The sequence below is a fragment of the Bacteroides sp. CAG:189 genome (genome assembly GCF_000432295.1).
Taxonomy (GTDB): Bacteria; Bacteroidota; Bacteroidia; order Bacteroidales; family Bacteroidaceae; genus Bacteroides; species Bacteroides salyersiae.
Window position 1 is genome coordinate 93,416 of record NZ_HF991118.1, and the last position, 16,652, is coordinate 110,067.

The following is a 16,652-nucleotide window of genomic DNA, read 5'->3' on the forward strand; positions in this document are numbered from 1 at the left end:
AGGGAAAGAGTGTGGGGATCATTCAGCTTCAGCCCAAAGATTATGCTTTAAATGAAGTTGTAGTAAAAGCGGAACGGCCTCTTGTAAAAGTGGAAGATGGGCGTTTAGGATATAATCTTACGGCTCTCGCAGAAAGCCATGTGGTGAATAATGCCTATGAAGCATTGACGAGATTACCGGGAATACAAGAGGATAGGGGAACATTGACTTTGGCGGGAGCAGGAAGTCTGACTGTAATCTTGAATGGGAAGCCTACAACGATGGATGCCGGGCAACTTGAAACCCTTTTGCGGAATACTCCGATAAACCGCGTAGAGAAAGTGGAAGTAATGTACAGCGCCCCTCCCGAATATCATGTACGGGGCGCAGTTGTCAATGTTGTTTTAAAGCGCTCGAATGATTACGCTTTTCAAGGGGAAATAAGCGCTGACTACAAGAACAAGTACTTCAACAGTGGCAATATGAAAGGAAATTTTCGCTTATCGACACCTAAAATGGCTTTTGACGTATTGTATGGGGCAAATAATGTGAAAAACATGGAATATATAGATCTATATTCCCGGCATACATTGAAAGGCGAACTATATGATATCACACAAAACGAACAATTGCGCAGTAAATATTGGAATCATAATCTTAGAACTGCATTTGAATACAACTTTGACGATAAGAATAATATCAATATAGCATATACCGGCAGCTACACTCCCGACCAATACAACAATAGCCGGACAAATGGTAATTATCAGACCAGTAATGTAGACAAATATATTGATACTCATATGAATAACATCATGTTGCAATACCATTCGGGCTTTGGGCTTGATATCGGTGGTGATTACACCCGTTATATTTCCAATAACAATCAGAGTCTGTTGGCCGATTATACGGATGGCGATCTGAGCCGTTTCTCTATGGTCGGTGGGCAAAGGATTGAGCGGTATTCTGTTTATGCAGATCAAAAACATCAGCTATCTAAAGAATGGAATTTGGGATATGGAGTGTCTTACCGGTTTGCGAAAGACCGGGATTTTCAGACTTACAGTCAGGTGACCGGTGATATCCATACGCAAGATACTTATTCCGACCTGAAAGAACAGACCGCCGGTTTTTATGTTTCATTAGGCCGGAATTATGCATCGGGAACTTCCTTTTCCATATCTGCTACGGGGGAATATTATACTATTGGTAATTATCATAAATGGGCTGTTTATCCGCAAGCATCATTGACTTATCTTAAAACTCCGAAGCATATATTCCAACTCTCATTGTCTACGGATAAAACCTATCCGAGTTATTGGGATATGCAGTCTTCAGTGAGTTATCTCAACGGATATACGGAGTTGTGGGGGACACCGGGGTTGAAGCCGATGACAGCTTATAATTTAAATGGGAGTTATATCTTGAAGCAAAAATACATCTTCAATTTGTTTTTTATGCATACGTCAGACTATTTTGTCCAAGCTCCGTACCAATCTACGGAGAGACTGGCCTTGATCTACAAAAATACGAATTGGAATTACATGCAGTTGTGGGGTGTGAACCTTATCCTTCCTTTCAAAGCGGGAAATTGGCTTGATTCCCGTTTGACTATGACCGGGATGCAAATGCATCAACGTTGCGATAACTTCTTTGACATTCCCTTTGACCGGAGAAAATGGCTCTTCAGTAGTTCGTTGGACAACGCGTTTAAAATCAATAAAAACCTCTCTTTCGAGTTAATTGGCAATGTGCAGACTCCTGCTATACAAGGAACATTTGATATAGGGACCGTTTTCGATCTTACTGCTGGGGTAAAATGGAATTTTGCCAATGATAAAATAAGTTTGTCGGCACGCTGTAACGACATTTTTAATGAAGGAATGCCCAAAACAAAAGTCCGTTTCAAAGGACAGTATCTGGATATGAATAGTGCTGCTTATTCCCGGGCTTTTACGGTGCATTTCAGTTTTCGTTTTGGCGGATATAAGAAAAAGGAAATAAAAGAGGTAGATACATCCCGTTTCGGCATGTAATTTAAACGGATACAAGGGGATTGAATTCGGTTCAGTTTGAAATCTTGGGGATTAACTTTTGTAAATTCGAAAATCCCTCAGGTTTTTACGTTGATCCGTTTTTACATTTCCCCGTGTAAACCAGCATAATTTAGGTATAAAAAAAGAGAGCTACTATTATGTAACTCTCTAATTTTCAGTGATCCAGCTGGGGCTCGAACCCAGGACCCCAACATTAAAAGTGTTGTGCTCTACCTGCTGAGCTACTGAATCAATCCTTATTGCAAATCAGTTATTTCCTGATTGCGGGTGCAAAGATAGATAGTTTTTTATAAATACCAAAATAATTTGAATGTTTTTTAGAATAGCTATGACAATACATTCATTTTATAGTTGTTGAAATAGCAAGTTAAGCAGATTGGATGCAAAAGCACTTTTAGGATTATGGTTGGACGGGAAATGATAAGAATTGAATATAAAATGTTTATTTATAGCATCTTATATTGGTCGTTATACCGTGATATTAAAAGTATATACTTAATGGAGTGTTAAATATAGATTATTACTATGCAATAGTATAGATTATTATACCATAAAAGTATAGATTGTTGCAAATGAGAGGAATGTCTTTTAAGATGAACTGTTAAAGATGTTAATGTGGATGAGAGAGGGGAGAAGAATGCTTTGAGGGTAGGGAAGAATACTTTGTTTTTAGTGGGACGGATATGAATATCGAAGATTTTGTGTACATTTGCCCAAAATTACATTTTACATTATTATATTGTATGGCAACAGTAGACGATAAAAAGATTATTTTCTCAATGGTGGGAGTGAGTAAATCCTTCCAGAATAACAAGCAAGTGCTGAAGAACATTTACCTTTCCTTTTTTTATGGGGCAAAGATCGGTATCATCGGTTTGAATGGTTCGGGTAAATCTACTTTGTTGAAGATTATTGCAGGACTGGAAAAATCATATCAGGGTGAGGTGGTCTTTTCACCGGGATATTCGGTAGGCTATCTGGCTCAGGAACCTCATTTGGATAATACGAAGACCGTGAAGGAAATCGTAATGGAAGGAGTACAGCCTATTGTAGACGCTCTGAATGAATATGAAGAAATAAATCAGAAATTCGGCTTACCCGAATATTATGAGGATCAAGATAAAATGGACCAACTCTTTGCGCGCCAGGGAGAATTGCAGGATATTATCGATGCTACGGATGCATGGAATCTTGACAGTAAACTGGAGCGTGCGATGGATGCACTCCGTTGTCCGCCCGAAGACCAGTTGGTGGAAAACCTTTCAGGGGGTGAACGCCGTCGCGTGGCTCTTTGTCGTTTGTTGCTTCAAAAACCGGATATACTCCTTCTCGATGAGCCTACCAACCACTTGGATGCGGAGTCTATCGACTGGCTCGAACAACATCTCCAACAGTATGAGGGTACGGTAATCGCCGTAACGCACGACCGCTATTTCCTCGATCATGTAGCCGGATGGATTCTGGAGTTGGATCGTGGCGAAGGTATCCCCTGGAAAGGAAATTATTCCAGCTGGCTGGACCAGAAGACCAAACGCATGGAAATGGAAGAGAAAACTGCCAGCAAACGCCGTAAGACTCTTGAACGTGAGCTGGAGTGGGTGCGTATGGCTCCTAAGGCTCGTCAGGCCAAAGGTAAAGCTCGTCTGAACTCTTATGACAAACTGTTGAACGAGGATGTGAAAGAGAAAGAAGAGAAACTTGAAATTTTCATTCCGAATGGTCCCCGTTTAGGAAACAAGGTTATTGAAGCTAAACATGTAGCCAAGGCTTATGGTGAGAAGTTGCTTTTCGATGATCTCAACTTTATGCTTCCTCCCAATGGCATTGTCGGGGTGATCGGTCCTAACGGTGCCGGTAAGACTACCCTTTTCCGGCTTATCATGGGACTTGAGACGGTGGATAAAGGAGAATTTGAGGTAGGAGAGACTGTAAAGGTGGCCTATGTAGACCAGCAGCATAAGGATATCGATCCCAACAAGACTGTTTATCAGGTAATTTCCGGAGGTAACGAACTGATTCGCATGGGTGGGCGTGATATCAATGCACGTGCTTATCTTTCACGTTTCAATTTCTCCGGTGCCGATCAGGAAAAGCTCTGCGGAATGCTTTCCGGCGGTGAACGTAACCGTTTGCACCTGGCTATTGCATTGAAAGAAGAGGGCAATGTGCTGCTTCTCGATGAGCCTACCAATGATATCGACGTGAATACGCTTCGTGCACTCGAAGAAGGTCTGGAGGATTTTGCCGGATGCGCCGTGGTCATTTCGCACGACCGTTGGTTTCTCGACCGTATCTGTACCCACATCCTTGCTTTCGAGGGCGATTCCAATGTATTCTATTTTGAAGGTTCTTATTCTGAATATGAAGAAAACAAGATGAAACGTCTCGGAAATGAAGAGCCTAAGCGTGTACGTTATAGAAAGCTAATGAATGATTGATATCGATGTCAGTTTGATAGATTTCTAACTCGTTCAGTTTTAAATAGAAAGCCCTGCAGATTGTCTGCGGGGCTTTTTTTGTTTTAGAATGCAATAAAATGTTGATCATCCTTAAAATTTGAAATGGAAATGTAATGTAGTTCTAAATCTTATTAATTATATTTGCGCTTCAAAACATTATTAATTAATAAAATCTATTAACTAACAAACAGAATTATGAGAAGACATCTAATTCATTTTCTGCTGGTTGCAATACTGACAGTATGCTCTGCTGCTACGGCTTTTGCCCAGACTACAGTGAAAGGTCAAGTCGTGGATGCAGAAACCGGTGAGCCATTGATTGGTGCGGCTGTGACTGTTGCAGGAACTACCCAAGGTAGTGTTACAGACTTGGATGGTTACTTTACACAAAAAGTCGGCCAGAATGAGACTTTGGTTATCAAGTATTTAGGTTACAAAGAGTACAAAAAGAAAATTACTCAATCCGGGACGGTTAATTGGGGTACGATCAAAATGACCGTCGATGCAGTAACATTGAATGACGTCACCATTACCTCTTCTATCGCTGTAGCCCGTAAAACTCCGGTAGCGGTTTCCACTATCGATCCAGTGTTTATTGAGGAAAAGCTGGGTAACCAGGAGTTTCCGGAGATTTTGAAATCAACTCCGAGTGTGACGGCCTCTAAAGTAGGCGGTGGTTATGGAGATTCGGAAATTACTCTTCGCGGTTTTGCAGCAGCTAATGTAGCAGTGATGATAAACGGTGTGCCTATGAACGATATGGAATGGGGAGGTATTTACTGGTCTAACTGGCAAGGATTATCGGATGTGACTCGTTCGATGCAGGTTCAGAGAGGTATGGGAGCTTCAAAACTTTCAACTCCTTCTGTCGGTGGTTCTATCAATGTCCTTACCAATTCGCTGGAAACAAAGAGAGGAGGAGGTGTATATTACGGTATCGGTAACGATGGCAGAAATAAGATATCCTTTAATATCTCTTCCGGTATGACGGATAAGGGTTGGGCGTTTTCTATTTTAGGTTCCAGAGATTGGGGAGACGGATATGTTTACGGTACTGCTTATGAATCTTATTCATGGTTTATAAACGTAGCGAAAAGAATAGGCGACAACCATTCTATTTCTTTGACTGCTACCGGAGCACCTCAGAATCACTATAAACGTTATGACAAACTGACGATCGCCGAATGGGAAAAACAAAAAAAAGTAGGCATCGGAGCCGGATATCGTTATAATGCAACTTATGGTTTCGATGATGCAGGAAGAGAATATTATGGTACGAATCGTAATTATTATCACAAACCTCAGATTTCATTAAATCACATCTGGGATATCAATTATAAATCAAGCCTTTCCTCTACTTTGTATACTTCTATCGGTAACGGTTATGGTTACCGTGGAGTCGGTTCTTCTTATTCCGCATTGTACGGAGCAAGCGATGGTGTTCCTAACACTACTTATCGGAGAGATGATGGTACTTTTGATTATGGTGCTTTGAAACAGGCGAATGCCGAAGCTGCCAATGGTAGTTTGGCAGCCATTGCTAAGAATATGAACAATCACATTTGGGTAGGTTTACTTTCTACATATAATAACAAACTAACAGATAACTTGGATCTTCAGGCTGGTATCGATCTCCGTTATTACAAGGGTATGCACAAAGCTAAAATCGATGATTTGATGGGTGGTAGCTACGTGATTGATCCAGACCGTGCCAAAGTTCCTTATAGAAAAAACGATATTGCATGGCAGCAACAACGTTTATACATCGGTGACATCGTATACCGTAACTTTGACAGCTACATCGGACAATATGGTGTTTTTGGACAAGTAGAATATTCCAATGACAAACTGTCGGCTGTTGTTTCGGCTAATGCCAATGTCACTACCAACCAACGTTACGGGCATTTCTATGTAAATGATGAGAAATCGGATGTAATATCCAAATTTGGATTTGGTGTAAAGGGAGGTATCAACTACAATATCACTGAACACCATAACGTATTTGCTAACATCGGTTATTTCTCTCGTACTCCTTTTTATTCAGGAGGTATTTTCTTGAACTCACAGACCAGTAATGCTTTGAATCCAGATACTAAAAATGAAAAAGTTCTTTCTTATGAACTGGGTTATGGTTTTGTATCAAGTGTACTGAACGTGAACGTGAATCTTTACCGTACGGCATGGGACGACCGTTCCATACAGAAAACACTCTCTGGCGCACAGGAAAGTCCTTATTTGATTATGAATGGTGTAGGTGCTCTCCATCAGGGTATCGAACTTGAATTTGTTTATAAACCAGTACGCGGTCTCTTCATCAACGGTATGTTTTCTATCGGCGACTGGACATGGAGCAAGAACGGTGTAACAGGACGTATCTATGACAAGAGTGGACAGGCATTAGACTATAATAATAATGTAGTGGAAATCGGTTCTCCGGAACAGGCCGTTTATCAAACGAATATGAAAGGTATTAAAGTTAGTAACTCCGAGCAGACAACAGCCGCTTTGGGTGTGAACTATGAGTTGATGAAGGGACTTCGTTTGGGTGTCGACGGGCGTTTTAGTGGTCGTCAGTATGCTGATTATGACATTGCTTCTCAGGCAATTAAAGCCAATAAGAATAATCCGGTTGTTGACTTGGTTCAACCTTGGCGTATTCCGGCTGCTTATACATTCGATGCAAACATTAGTTACAGCTTCAAGATTGGTAATGTTGATGCAGTTTGGAGAGCAAACTGTAATAACCTGTTCAACGAAGCATATATTACAAGAGCTTTGGACAACGGTGCCAAGACCGGTGGCCACGATTGGAATGATGCTACCGTGTTTTATGGATTCGGCCGTACATGGATGATGAGCATGAGGGTTAAGTTTTAATAAAAATCTGAAAGATAACGAAGTATGAAAAAGATATTATATTTAAGTATATTTACTACTGGCATATTAGCATTAGGTGCTTGTGATCATGAACCGGATTTTCCGGGGTTGGAGGAAGAAAGCCAGATAACTAACGTGCAAGAATATGTGGCCGACTATCAGGGAAGTGCATTCACATCTGCCAATCCTGCCAAGTCTGTATTGCCTGCTTGGTTGCAGGATAAATATTACACCTGTGACAAGGGCTCAAAAGCAATGGTGAACTATAAATACATCAACGATGTGCCCGAATATGTACTGGCGGTATCGGATGCCAATGTATATACGTTAACGTCCAATGACTATGTTGAAGCATGGGGAGAAGGTTCATCTATCAACTATTTTTCTCCGTCAAAGCCTGCCGCCACTTATTTGCCCGGCATCCTGAAAAATGCAATCGAGACTCCGGCAGAAAACGCATTGCTCGTGGTGAATTATAACCAGGCTGACGAAGATGGTAGCCAACCTGCTTTTTCGGATGATTTCGAAACGAATACGCTGACTAAATGGGAAAATGTAGCGGTTGTAGGTTCTTACAAATGGCAGACTAAAGATTATAATAAAAACCATTATATTCAGAATTCTGCCTTTAACCATAAAGCCGGAGCATTGGAATCTTGGTTGGTTACGGCTGCACCGATTTCTGTGAAATCGGGAATGGTTCTCTCCATGGATGTATTGCAGGCTAATTATGTGGACGCCGGTGGTCGGTTAAGTGTTTTGATCTCTACCGATCTGACCGGATTTACCAAAGAAGATATCGGAAGTGCCAATTGGGAGGATGTAACCTCCGAACTCGGTGAATTTGCAAAATCGGCAACCAATAGTGGAGATATAGTTCCTGTGAAAGACCTCGCTTTGGATAAATATGCAGGCAAAAAGATTTATGTTGCCATGAAATATGTAGGTGACAGTGAAACCGGCGCTACTACGACGATCCGTATTGACAATGTAGTTGTGAAAGATGCCGAACAGCAACCGGTTGCTTACAAGAACGTGACGGCATTTTACAAGTATACCGAGTCTGCTTGGAAGATGTATACCGATGTAACAGCATTGCAACCTTCTGATTATGATGCAATGGGAGAGGACTTCCTGACAAGTGGTACGGCCGGAACTTATATCCCTGTTTATTTGTCACTGACTTATCCTTATGCTACCTCCGGAACCATTAAAGCAGTTGCATATAAACTATCCGACACTAAATATGCTGCTGCAGAGTTCCAAAAAGCGGCTACCGGCTGGGAATCGACTTCTGCTGCTGTAGAAATGACCGATGAATATGAGTACAACGGAAGCGAATGGGTCTATGTACGTACTGTTCCCAAAGCAGCTCTGAACATGACATTTGATGACCGTAAGGTCACCGATAATGATAAGACCATGATCGAAGGTTGGCTGAATATCACGCTTGAAGGAGGTTCTTTCTGGCTGGATAAGTCATATAGCGGTAACAATTATATTCAGTGTTCGGCCTACGGTTCTACTGTTACAGGTGTGCTTGATGCGTGGATGATCACTCCTGCGTTGGAGATCAAGAGCAATTATATTCTGAACTTCGATATGGTATCCGCTTATTGGATGCATGAGGCATTACATGTTTACGTTTCTTCCAATTTCTCCGGTGAAGACAATGCGGAGGCTTTGAAGAGCGCCACTTGGACTGAAATTACCGAGAATTTCACTTTCCCGAAGAATGAAGTCGGATACAGTAAGTTTACCGATGTAGGTTCCTACAAAATGGACAGCTATGTAGGACAGACTGTCTATATTGCTTTCCAGTATCTGGGTGATAAGACAAAGAATGAGACTTCTACTGTGCAACTCGATAACATTTATGTAGGTGAATAAATCGGGGATGCCATAGTGCAAAAAAGAAGAGGAGACAAAATCCAAAAGTCTTCGGAAAAGTTATAGATTGTAACTGATAAATATAAAAGTGCCATATCAAACTCTATTTACGAGTAATGATATGGCTCTTTTTATTGTAGGTAAGTGTTGCCAAATGCTTCAAAATCCGAATAGAAAAAACGGATTTATCTCATCCGCATTACCACCGGATTGTGATCGCTGTAATCCAGCTCCGGAGAGAAGTAATCCAGTCCTTCCAGCTCCTCGCTGTGGAAGATATAGTCGATTCTGAGCAGTCTCTTGAAATAGCGGAAGGTGTACATGTAACCGTGGCCGCAGGTTTGGAAACCATCTTTCAGACGGTTGCCTTTCATGGTGTGGTAGGTATATGACGAGGGCAGGGAGTTGAAGTCGCCACACACCAGTGTGGGGTGGGGGGAGGCGGTTATCAGTTTGTGCATATGCTCTGCTTGGGCGGCACGTTTCACGAAGTTCTCTTCCAGTCCGTCGGTGAGTTTGAGGATGGCATGTTCGGTTCCGGTGGTATTGTCTTTTTTAAGTTCCTTTTCCAGCGTCCGTTTGTTGCTGCTTACTTCGGTTGTCTGGAGGTGATTGTTGAATATCCGGATACGTTTTCCGTTGATGTCGATGTCGCACCACATGCTACAGTTTTTACTGTCGGGGTATGTGATGAGTTGCTGGCTGAGTATGGGATACTTGCTGAATACGGCGAGTTGCAGGATCGGTGTTCCGGCGGGAGCTTGGGGAATAGAGTAATAAGGCCATGTGGAAAAGGCTTTTTTCACACTATCTACATTGAATTCGCGATTGCTGCCGAACTCCTGCATGCAGAGAATATCTGCGTGCTGTTCTTCCATATACCGGGCTATTTCTTTGCAGGAATATCCGGTCTGATCTCCATTAAAGGCATCTACGTTGTAAGTGGCGATGGTGAATGCCGCGAGGGAGGGGGGCGGAGAAGAGAACCGGATGACCCGGCTCAGATATCCCCAATTGCCTAAGATGGCGATGAGGGGGATGAGCAGCCAGACACGTAGCCGTATAGCCCAATAGATGAGTGCTGCGAAGTTGATCAGCAGCAATACGGGCAATGCCAAGCCGATAAAGGCAAAGCGGATGTGTCCGGCAGGAGACAGTTGGCCGGAGAAAGCTCCGGCAAGGGTAATACCTGCCAATAGGAAGGTTGATAAGATGGATAGGTGATAAAATAGTTTTGATACGGCTTTTTTTCCCATGGGCCTCTCCCCCTGCCCCCTCCCCGAAGGGAGGGGAAGTTTTATGTTCGTTACTTAATTCTTAATTTTTAACTAAATAATACTGTCATATTGCATGGCAGCTTTCAACTCCTAATTTTCAACTGAATAAATACTGCCACGCTGCATAGTAACTTTCAACTTTCAACTCTCAATTTTCAACTGAACAAGGCTTTCAACTGAACAAATACTGCCATGCTGCATAGTAACTTTCAACTTTCAACTCTCAACTTTCAACTGGACAAGGCTTTTAACTGAATAAAGCAGCCTTTTCACTATCATCTTCAGCTTGTCCTGCGCTATCGGCTTCGTTATGAATTCATTGCAACCGGCATCCTTGGCGGCGTTCCGGTCGTATTCGTAGGCGAATGCACTCTGCATGATGATAGGCACTTCCGGAGAAAGTTCGCGGATGATTTTCGTAGCTTCCAAGCCATTCAGATTCGGCATTTTGATATCCATCAGAATCAGATCCGGTTTGATTTCATCGAATAAGGTAACGGCTTCCATGCCATCCCGGGCACGTACCAAGTTATACATCTTTCCGAGAATGGCATGCAGCAGTTCGTAATTGCTGTCTGTATCCTCGGCGATGAGGAGGGTAGGCTTGACACCTCCCGAATTGACACCTCCCGAATTGGCACCTCCCGGATTGCCGTTCTCCGGGTTTGCGGGCGGGGCATCGGCAAATAGCTCCGGACAGGTATCTTCCGGATTCTCTACCTCCTTTGCCGGTAGCCAAAAGCTGAATGTGCTTCCCTTGCCCGGCTCCGAGGTTACGGAGATCCCGCCACCCAGCCGTTCGATGATCGTTTTGCAGATGGAAAGCCCCAACCCCGTGCCTTGTGCGGTGCTGTTCAGCTTCATGAAACGTTCGAAGACCTTTCCCACCTTGTCGGGGGCAATGCCCGTGCCGGTGTCCGTCACATGGAAAACGATCCGTTCGCCCTCCCGCCGGTAGAAAACGATCCGTTCGCCCCCCCGCCGGTATCCGTAGCTGATGCTCCCTTCTTTGGTGAATTTAAAGGCGTTTCCTATCAGGTTGGAAATCACCTGGAAGATGCGGTTCTTGTCCGAATCGATAACAAGTATCTCGTCCGATGGTTCATAGATCAGTTCCACTCCGTCCGGTGTACGGAATATGTGTGCATCGTATATCTCTTTGCAGAGCTTGTGCAGCTTCACGGGGCCGGAGGAGAACTCCACGATGCCCGATTCGATTTTCGACAGGTCGAGTATCTCGTTGATGAGTTGCAGTAACCGTTCGTTGTTGGCGTCTACGATTTCGTAGTATGCTTTCCTCTCGTCGGCATCTTCGCTTTCGGCGATGATGCGGGAGAAACCTACGATGGCATTCAACGGAGTACGTATCTCATGGCTCATGTTGGCAAGGAAAGCCGATTTCTGCTTGTCCGATGTTTCTGCTTTCTCCTTGGAGGCCTGCAGTTCGCGTTTCATCAGTTCCAGTTGGGTGATGTCCCATTCGATGCTGATGATGACCGGTGAGAAGTCTTTGCTGTCTACCTTTATCTTCTGTTTGTCCAGAATGAGGAGGTTGCCGTTTTCGTCTTTGCCTTCCAATATCCAGTGTTTGCCTGTTCCGGTGGCTGCAATTTCCATGTCCTCTTTCCGTTTCTGTTCGGCCAGTTCCGGCGGATAATAATCGAAATCGTTTTTGCCGATGGCATTTTCCGTGCTGACTTCCTGATCGGATGCTTCCTGATTGAATATTTCCCGGCTGCATGATCCTTGATCGGGTGCTTCCTGATCAGGTGTTTTCCGGTTATATGCTTCCTGATTATATGCTTCCCGGTTGCGGTATACGTAGCGGAAGTCGTTATTGATATCTTTCACAACGATGCCTGCCGGGAGATTCTTCATCGTGGTGTCCATGATCCGGTTCAGCCGTTTGATCTGCGACTCGTAGCGCAGGCGTTCCGTAATGTCATGCGTGAACGACCAATAACTGACCTCGCCCTCATCACTGGTGACATGATACATCGTCCCTTCAAAAGCTTGTATTTCCGTATTGTCCGGCACCGGATGATAGGCGATGAAGTCGGTGTAGTTTTTCTCTTTCGTCTGTTCACATCTGCGTTGCCAGGCATTCGAGCCGGACATGTCTCCTGCCAACTCGTAAATCTTATAGGAACTGAGTTCGCGGTCGCCCTGTATCCTGTGGTTCTGCCGGAACAGCCTGTTGGTAAATATCAGCGTACCGTCTTCGCGGGCGGCAAATATGCTCTCTTTGGCATTGTCGATGGCATGTGTGAGGGTGTTGATGTCATTCCGGTGGCGTTGTATGTCCGTCACGTTCTGTATATAGCCTTCTATATAGTACGTGCCGTCGGGCTGTTCCTCCCGGACGCAGGTCTGGATTTGCAGGTAATAGATGCTGCCTTTGTGGCTGATGCGGTAGCTTGCGCCATTCTCGTCGGGTTGCCGTTCGTTGTTCTCGAGCCATTGGGCAAACACGGCCTTGTCTTCTTCCACCACCAGCTCACAATAGCGGTCGATGGGGATGGACTGCAATTCTTCGGAACAGAGGATATCGGTATAGCCTTGATAGTAGAAGATGCGTTCATTGCTGGCATATTTCCACCGGCCGATCTGCGCTGCTTTCTGGATGGCTTTCAGCTCGCGGTTTGTGCGTTCCAGTTGCAGCTTGACGTTGCTCCGTGCAGTGATGTCCCGGTATTGGCATAGCACCATGTCGTCATACGGATGCATGATGCACTTGAAATAATAGGTGCCGTCCGGCAGCTCCAGCCTGTAATTCCGGCTGACGGTTTTTTGTTCATCGACCACGCTCCGGAAAGTCGGTACCAGCTTCTCCCGCGTGTGCAGGGGCAACAGGTCGAATACGTTCTTTCCCAGTAGGAGCTCCTCCTTCAAAAACCAAAGATCGCTGTGTGTGTCGATGTCTATGCAAACGCCTTCCTGAGAGACCAATAGCATTGTATCGGCCGTTATCCGGAGAATTCTCCGGGCGTTTTGCGGATGATGCAATATTCTGTTCATGTGTGTATAGATTTATAGGATTTATGACTTATGATTTATGACTTATGAATCATGATTCGGAACTTCTTTTGGCTTTTTCCCACACGCCTGTTCCGCGTTTTTTCTTCAGGTAGCCGATTCCTTTCAGTACGTTGACGTTCATGAAGAGGAAGTAGTAGGGGATGAACAGGAGCTTGTTCTTTATCTGTTTGGTAGACAGATAGTAACCCCACAGGCCGAGGACGTAGAACAGGATTTGAAGTACCAACAGGACACCGTACAAGGTGCAGGAATCACCTGCAAGCCCCTTCATCAGCAGGAGCAGCGCGTTGAGCGGCAGCAGCAGGAACAGCAGGAAGGGGGTGACGGACCATCTCAGCACCCGATGGGATACGTACTGGAAGCTCAGTATTCCGTAGCGGAACGGGTTCAGCAGGGGGCGTAGCCGCCAGATGGATTGCAGTCCGCCGGCGGCGATGCGTACTTTCCGTTTTTCTTCTTCGCGCATGTCTGCCGAACCGCTTTCGATGGCATATGCTTCCGTGCAGTAGGCGGTGATGTATCCTTGCATGGCGATGCGCAGCGACAGTACGAAATCGTCCAGCAGCGTGTCGCGTTCCATTTCTGCAAACAGCTCCCGGCGCACGGCAAACAATTCTCCCGCAGCTCCTACGGCGGAGTACAGCCGTGCATCGAGCGCTTTCAGGGTGGATTCGTATTTCCAGTAGATGCCTTCTCCTCCGGAGGCGGCATTGTCTTTTGCCTGTACGGCAATGCGTTTTTCTCCGGCCACGCAGCCTACGCGCGGATCTTCAAAGGCGAGCACGATTTCGCGGACCGCCTGCCGGTTCACCATCGTGTTGGCGTCGGTGAACACGACGATAGGGGTATCCACCAGTTTCATCCCCCGGTTCATGGCGGCGGTTTTTCCCTGCCGTTCGGGTTGGAAGAAGACGGTGGCTTTCCCTTCCCAACGGGTGCGCAGACGCTCGTTCGTGCCGTCGTCGCTGCCATCCGTCACCCACACGATGTGCAGTTTCTCCTCGGGATAGTCCAGTTCGAGGGAGTTCGCCATCTTTTCGTCTACGATGTCCGCTTCGTTGAAGGCGGTGATGAAAAGGGTCACTTCGGGCAGATCCCGGTCTGCTGCCGGCAGCACGCGTCTCACGGGCTTCACGAAAAGCTCTTTGAGCTTGACGAGCAGGCAGAGCACGATGCCATAGCCTAAATAGGTGTAGAACACGATGAAAAGGGCTGTCCAAAAGATGATTTCGATCCAAAGGGAATTATTCATGGTATATATTTTTTGTATTCATGGCATATCTGTTTCATTATATTATTCTGCCGGGTAATTATTTTTATTGTATTCTGTTGAGTAATGCGGTTTTTCTTTCCGAGTCTTTCAGCATCCCCACGAAGTAGAGGGCATCCGCTTTGTTGGAGGCATTGCTTCGGTCTTTCTCGTATTGTTCTACAAAGTGGGTGGCATGTTCTGCCAAATGTTTCCGGCAGTCGATGTTCAGCATGATTCCTTCTTCGAAGTTATTGTAGGAAAGCCCGCTGACGGCATCATCCGTTTCGACGGAGACGATATCTTCTTTTTTCAGACCGCTCAGATTGACGGTGACCGAAGGGTAATAGAAGCATTCCCCGATTGGCAAGTGTACGGTCAGCTTGATGGTATGTTCGTCAGTCTGTTCGACTTTCACATTTCCGTACGTGCGATAATAATTGTATTCGTAATACTCTTCCTGTGAGGGGAACCAGACGGAGTCGTCACCGTCTTTCCCGTAGTTATCGTTGATCCATTCGAGCAACTTTATCCAGTCATTGTCGGTGTTGTGCACGCCTATATGGACGGCTTTGCGGTTCCTCTCGGGTGCTCTTCGTTGCTGCCGTATTTCGTCTTTTATGTTTTCCTGTACCTCTTCGAACGATCTGTTGAGCGCCACTTTGTCCAGGCTCTCTATTGCTCTGAACGGGTATAAGTCTTCTCCGTTCGATTCGGTTGCCATGGTTCGGATATCTTCATATTGCAGGGCGGCATCTATATAGGTGTCGTTTCCATTAGGGCGGGCCAGCATCTTGCATTTTCTCCCTGCCAGTTGTTCCTGTATTTTGCTTTGCGCTATGCCGTAATGCTGTTTGATTTCCTCCACGTCGTTTACGTTTTCGGCCATTACATCATGAAAGGCGATTCCGACACCGTAGTTCAGCATCTCTTTTATTTCGTCCCAGTTCAGCCCTCTTTTCATGAAAAAGCGGTAATAATCCTTCTCGTATCCGGGATTCACATCCACGTCTTGGTCCATCCACTCTTCTTCTGCGGACAGGGTGGTGGTGAATGCGAACCTGACCTCTTTCCCCGTTCCGTCAGTGCTTCCCAAAGTGCGGGCAGGGAGTACATTGGGTGGAAGGTCTCCTTTTCTCAGATGGGCGGAGTTGTAATATAGTTGTGCCGTTTTATCCGGTTCCTGAACGGTGGGGGTGGGATACGGGTCGGAATTGGATACCGGCTTTCCGTTGATGGCGGCCCACGTGCGGCAGTAGGCCGATTGCTTGCAGTCGTCCTGCACCAACAGCAGCAGAAGCGGCTTGTTGTATTTCAAACAAGGCATACCGGCTTCCAGTGGAACTTGTGGGGCATCCTTTACCTTTATGAAGATGCCGGCTGTGATATCTCCCTGCACTTCGTTGCCGAAAGGGTAAAGATAGGTCTGTTCCTGAGGCTTTTCCTTGTCATCGTCATTATTGCCGCCTTCATGTTGTTCATCATCTCCGGTATACAAGTTGATTTGTTTTATGCAGGAGGTGAACAGCAACATACAGATACAATAAAATATCAGTTTATGGTTCATATTTGTAGCTTTATTTATTTTTCATATATTCGCTTAAAAGTATAGGTTGGTGGCGTTCAAAGAATTTGTGCCTGAATTTGGTCCACATGATATACCATAACGCAGCAAAGGTCTTGTGTAATTCCTTAAAAGGACTACGTGGCGGGTATAGTTTCCTTACCATCTCTTTGTTCCACGGCTTGGTAAAAAAACGCAGATAGTATTCATCCGTCGGGTTTACGATGAAATCGATTTTTTCTTCCCATTCGTACCGGTTCA

At 45.0% G+C, this 16,652-nt stretch carries 8 protein-coding genes, 1 tRNA gene and 1 pseudogene; 4 read left to right on the top strand and 6 right to left on the bottom strand.

Translation table 11 applies throughout. From position 1 onward, the window contains the following. The coding region (locus tag QVP90_RS16710) for a TonB-dependent receptor domain-containing protein (protein WP_288204885.1) at window positions 1–2,015 on the top strand (2,015 nt) is incomplete at its 5' end. Between the two features lie 179 nt (window positions 2,016–2,194). On the opposite strand, the gene QVP90_RS16715 is transcribed toward QVP90_RS16710, so the two are convergent. Then, window positions 2,195–2,267, bottom strand: a tRNA-Lys gene (locus QVP90_RS16715). A 512-nt stretch (window positions 2,268–2,779) separates the two neighbouring features. On the opposite strand from QVP90_RS16715, the gene ettA reads away from it, so the two are divergent. The 3 genes from ettA (at window position 2,780) to QVP90_RS16730 (ending at window position 9,262) form a co-directional block, all read left to right on the top strand. Further along, entirely contained in the window at window positions 2,780–4,474 is a 1,695-nt protein-coding gene (gene ettA / locus QVP90_RS16720; RefSeq protein WP_025819076.1) for an energy-dependent translational throttle protein EttA, read from the top strand. Window positions 4,475–4,690: 216 nt separating this feature from the next. After that, window positions 4,691–7,372, top strand: a complete 2,682-nt coding sequence (locus QVP90_RS16725; protein WP_021937052.1) for a TonB-dependent receptor — start codon at window positions 4,691–4,693, stop codon at window positions 7,370–7,372. A 24-nt stretch (window positions 7,373–7,396) separates the two neighbouring features. Further along, entirely contained in the window at window positions 7,397–9,262 is a 1,866-nt protein-coding gene (locus tag QVP90_RS16730) for a choice-of-anchor J domain-containing protein (protein ID WP_021937053.1), read from the top strand. Window positions 9,263–9,447: 185 nt separating this feature from the next. Here the strand turns inward: QVP90_RS16730 and QVP90_RS16735 are convergent, their stop codons facing one another. The 5 genes and pseudogenes from QVP90_RS16735 to QVP90_RS16755 all read right to left on the bottom strand — a co-directional run. Further along, window positions 9,448–10,518: an endonuclease/exonuclease/phosphatase family protein gene (locus tag QVP90_RS16735; protein ID WP_021937054.1), complete on the bottom strand. Its 1,071-nt coding sequence runs from the start codon at window positions 10,516–10,518 to the stop codon at window positions 9,448–9,450. A gap of 237 nt (window positions 10,519–10,755) precedes the next feature. After that, a complete protein-coding gene (locus QVP90_RS16740; RefSeq protein ID WP_021937055.1) occupies window positions 10,756–13,557 on the bottom strand; it encodes a PAS domain-containing hybrid sensor histidine kinase/response regulator in 2,802 nt (933 codons plus the stop codon). A gap of 49 nt (window positions 13,558–13,606) precedes the next feature. Then, window positions 13,607–14,830, bottom strand: coding sequence for a glycosyltransferase family 2 protein (locus tag QVP90_RS16745; protein ID WP_021937056.1), 1,224 nt, complete (start codon window positions 14,828–14,830; stop codon window positions 13,607–13,609). Between the two features lie 64 nt (window positions 14,831–14,894). Next, window positions 14,895–16,394, bottom strand: a complete 1,500-nt coding sequence (locus QVP90_RS16750; protein WP_021937057.1) for a hypothetical protein — start codon at window positions 16,392–16,394, stop codon at window positions 14,895–14,897. 10 nt (window positions 16,395–16,404) lie between these two features. Next, a pseudogene (locus QVP90_RS16755) lies at window positions 16,405–16,652 on the bottom strand (SAM-dependent methyltransferase); the annotation flags it as partial.